This is a genomic window from Actinoplanes sp. NBRC 103695, assembly GCF_030269485.1.
GTDB lineage: Bacteria > Actinomycetota > Actinomycetes > Mycobacteriales > Micromonosporaceae > Actinoplanes.
Genome location: NZ_BSTL01000087.1, coordinates 1 through 4,020, shown reverse-complemented (window position 1 = coordinate 4,020; position 4,020 = coordinate 1). Strand labels below are relative to the sequence as shown.

The window sequence follows — 4,020 nt, the reverse complement described above, 5'->3', positions numbered from 1 at the left end:
AACCCACACCCGCAACGGCACCATCAACACCCGGCTGCCGCACGCCCGAACCATCCCGACCACCACCGGTGATCTCGACCGCCGCCGGGAAGAACCGCTGCTGCTGGTAGAAGCCACCCCCGCCACCACCACGACCACCCGAACCGGACATGCCGGGCCAGTTAGCCACGTCCGGGTCGCCGTCATCGAAGTAGGGGTGGTCGTGGTCGCCACCGGTGGGGTTAGGAGCGGCAGACACCGAAGACTGGGAGTACGGGACGAAACCGGTGTAGTCAGAGCCCGTACCGGTCAGCGGCGCAGTAGTCGAGTAATCCTGTGGCTCGTAATCCTCGTTTTCCAACGCTATCCGCTGTGAGTCCTCATGCGACTGCTCGAGGTCGTGTCCGGGATTCGTCCAGGGGTCGATGTGCGGAAGCATCTGGCGCAGGCCCTCCCCGGTCACGCCGCGCAGCGCCGAGGCGATGACGTCGTCGACATCGCCACCCGGGTGCTGCCGGCGCAGTTCGGTCACCCGCACGGTGAAGGCGTCCCAGTCGGTCCCGAACAGGGTGCGCAGCTGCCGCCGGTCGCCTCTGCTCAGACGTGCCGGAGGTGGCGGCGGTGGCGCCGTCGTGCTGCTGCCGATCCCTGCCGCCCGCGCGTACTGGTGTTGGGCGATGGCTTCCGGGTCGTCGAAGTCCCCGGCCCCGTACCGCTCGAATCCGTCCCCAGGCGCGTCCTCCAATTGTTCGCCAGGCTCGTCACCCGCCCGATAAGCCATGGGACCGTACTGCTCGTCGCCTTGCCCATCCTCCCGACCGGCGTGCGACGGGGGCGCGTAGGCCCACGGGTCGGATACCGACAGCGGGGCGTCGAGTTCCCGCGGCAATTCCGTTGTTTCGGCCGGCGGATTCTCGGAATGGTACGCGGCGCCCTCCTCTTCCGTGGCGGCGAACTGCTCGTCCTCTGCGGCCAGCGCCGCGTAATGGGCGCGGCGCTCGCGGGCGACACCCATTACCTCCGGGAACAGCTTGCCGCCCTTCACCAGCTGGACCCTGCCTGCGGTACGCCATTTAGCGATGGTGCTGCGGGAAAGACCGATGAGTTCAGCGATCTGCGTCAAGGACGCGTCGTTATCGAGGTACTTGTTGATACGCCTCAAGAATCGGTCGTACTGTCCGTCCAGGATCAGGTCGATCAGCTCAACACGATGGCGGTTGCTGAGGTCCGACTGCCGCATGTTGCTGTTGCCTGTGCGCCAGCCTTGGATTCGATTGCCGGTGATGTCGCCGCGCGGGTCGGTCGCGGCAGCCAGCTCGGCGTCGCTGACACGCTCCCCGAGGTCGCGAATCATCCTCAGATACGCGGGTCCGGTGCCCTCGACTCGGTTGGCGAACAGTACCCGTAGCTCACGTATCTCATCCGCGGTAAGGCGGGGCCGGTTGGTCGACGACGACTTGAGAGCAGGCGTTTTGTCGTACTGGACCCACTGCGAGACCGTTCTCTCGTCCATCCTCAGATGGCGGGCGAGACGCTGAATGGTGACTGAGTCCTCGTTGTGATAGGTCCGCAGGTCCTGCAGAACCTGGTTGAGGTTACCCGCACGAAGGTCGGCCTGGAGCTGCTCGATCTGCTCGGGCGAGAGGTCAGCCGGACCCAACCGGCTGGAACTCGCGAAGTTTCCCCACGCCGCACCAGGGGCAACATGGCGAATCACGAGATTGCGCGCCACGCTCCGACGCAAGCCTTCGATGTCCAACTCCACCTCGGACGGCGAGGGAGTACGCAAGCTGTGTCTTGGCGCGTCCCCGGCTGGCCAGACCTCCTCCAGGCCGGTCGGATCTCCGATGTACGCGGCCTCCGAAGGAAGCGCGTCGGCGAAGTGAGAGGTGCTCGAAAGCCTGCTGACATCGGCCTCCAACTGGCGCTTGATCCAGTCGTTACGCCGGAGTCCGGGGAAGATCGCGAGCGCGCTGTCGCGTGCGGTGTCCCACCAGTTGCCCCAGTTCTCGTCGTACTCGACGTGGTATCCCTGCTCTTCCCGCAGGTACTGGAGCACCTTGGCACAGAAATAGCAGGGGCGGTTCTTACCGTAGATGCGAATGAGACCCGCTTCCTGCGGTGTGATCCCTGAGGCTAGGAGGAGCTGGCCGAGCTTCTGCTCGGCATGCACGGCAGGGAAACGCTCCGATGTTGCGAAAAAGACGTGGTTCCGGTAGTTGCTCGACAGCATCCGTCTACGCAACGCGCCCTGCGCTTCCTCGTGCGACGACGCGTCGACGTAACCGATACCCCTCACGTCGACCAGGATCGAGGCGATGTCATCCGGGCGACGCGTCCCCTGGTAGATCCCCTGCAGCTTCTCCTCCGCCCGCCCGACCGCGTTCGCGTATTCGGAAGTCAGGTCGACGTGCTTGGTGGCGACGCGGCGGTTCGGGTCCTCGGTGAACAACAGGCTTTCGAACGCCTGCGCCGGCGTTCGATCGCGATCGTCGTCCAAGAAGGATCGAAAGAGCCCTACCGTTTCGTCGGAGTTCTTGGCGATGAACATCCGGCCGTTCAGTTCCATACCCTGCGTCTCGTGGTCCGAATACGACTCTAGACCGAGTCTGGCGCCGAGGCGAAGTGCCTCGCCGCTGTCGTGCAGTCCGATGGCGACGTGAGACAGGGTCTGACCGTGCGGGTCGTTCTCATACGACCGGGCGTGACGCACCCGGACCTGCTCGGATACCCGGCCGAGGAAGCGCTGCGCGAGCTGGCGCATCTGCCGCGACAACCTGTCCAGGCTCTCGGCATACTCACGCGCCTCCGTGGTCCGGGGCACGTGGCCCTTCTTCCTGCGCTTGGCCTTCCAATCGTCGCCCGAATCGCTCTCGCGCCTGTCGCGGACCTCCACCCGGGTGACCCTGCGGCCCGCAGCTTTACCCTTGCCGGCCCTGTCGTCGCGGCCTTTACCCTTGTCGTTGCGGCCGGTGGGCAGAGTTCTGGTCGGCCCGTCGGTCAGCGCGTCGACCGTCCCGCCGTCCGACCGGTCCTCGACCGGCCGGAAGACGATCAGGTTCCGCTGGACGTGATATTGGGCGAGCCGGCCGTCGCCGTCCACGACGAACCGCGACGGTCCGGCCAGGCTGTCGGGCACCGGCGACAAATGGTCCAGGGCGACCCGGCTGAACGCGGGGCCACGGGATCCGTCCGACGGCCGGCTGGGATCCCACATCACCAGTTCGTCCTCGTCGATACGCTCGACCAGCACGAGGTGCGCGTCGTCACCCGGCCGCTGATCCCACACCGCAGTCACCGCGCCCGGCGTCAACGCCGCCAGGATGTCCAGCGACCTGGTCGGGCCGAACGAACCCCGCAGCAACCTGGCCACAGCGTCGACCGTGCGAATCCCGGACCGGTCGTCACCGGTCGCCGGGACGCCGTACGCCCGCAGCGCGAACTCCACTCGCGGCGCGCAATCAACGGCGTTCTCGCCCGGCTCGCCGTAGGCGCTCGGCTCCTCGACCTCGCGAACCGCGTCCATCAGCGACGGTGTCGGTTCGGCTCGCGCAGGGTCGCGCCGGCCGGTGAGGAACGCGCTGGGGTTGGGCGGCCTGAGCACATCCTTGATCGAGCCGGCGAAGCTGATCGGGTCTGCATTGGCTGGTGTTGCTTGTCCGGTGTGTGGATCGTGGTGGTCGGTTCCGGGTGTGTCGCTGCCGGGTTGGGCAGGGTCGTTGTTCACCCCGCCGGCGGACGGCGGCACCGTCTGGGACTGGGGTGGGTCGAGGGTGATGGTGCGGCTGTCGCGCAGCATCTCCCCCGTGGTCGGCACCTGGATCGCCGGGAGCAGGGCACGCAACTCGACAGAGGCGGAATCGTAGGCCAGGACCGCAGCGTAAACCTTCCCTCGCGTCAACGGCTGAAGATCGGCTACAGCCCGCATAAACCCGTTCCACGTCACCGGAAGAGGCAGAGACCGCTCGGTGACCAGTTGTTCGTAGGCGCTTTCCCATCCGGAGGCTTCGGTTGTCAGCCATCCGGCCAGTTCTTGAAGCT

At 66.4% G+C, this 4,020-nt stretch carries 1 protein-coding gene; it reads right to left on the bottom strand.

Annotated features, from left to right (window positions below; translation table 11 throughout):
• A partial coding sequence (locus tag QSK31_RS48300) for a hypothetical protein (RefSeq protein ID WP_285691960.1) occupies positions 1–4,020 on the bottom strand: 4,020 nt, incomplete at both ends.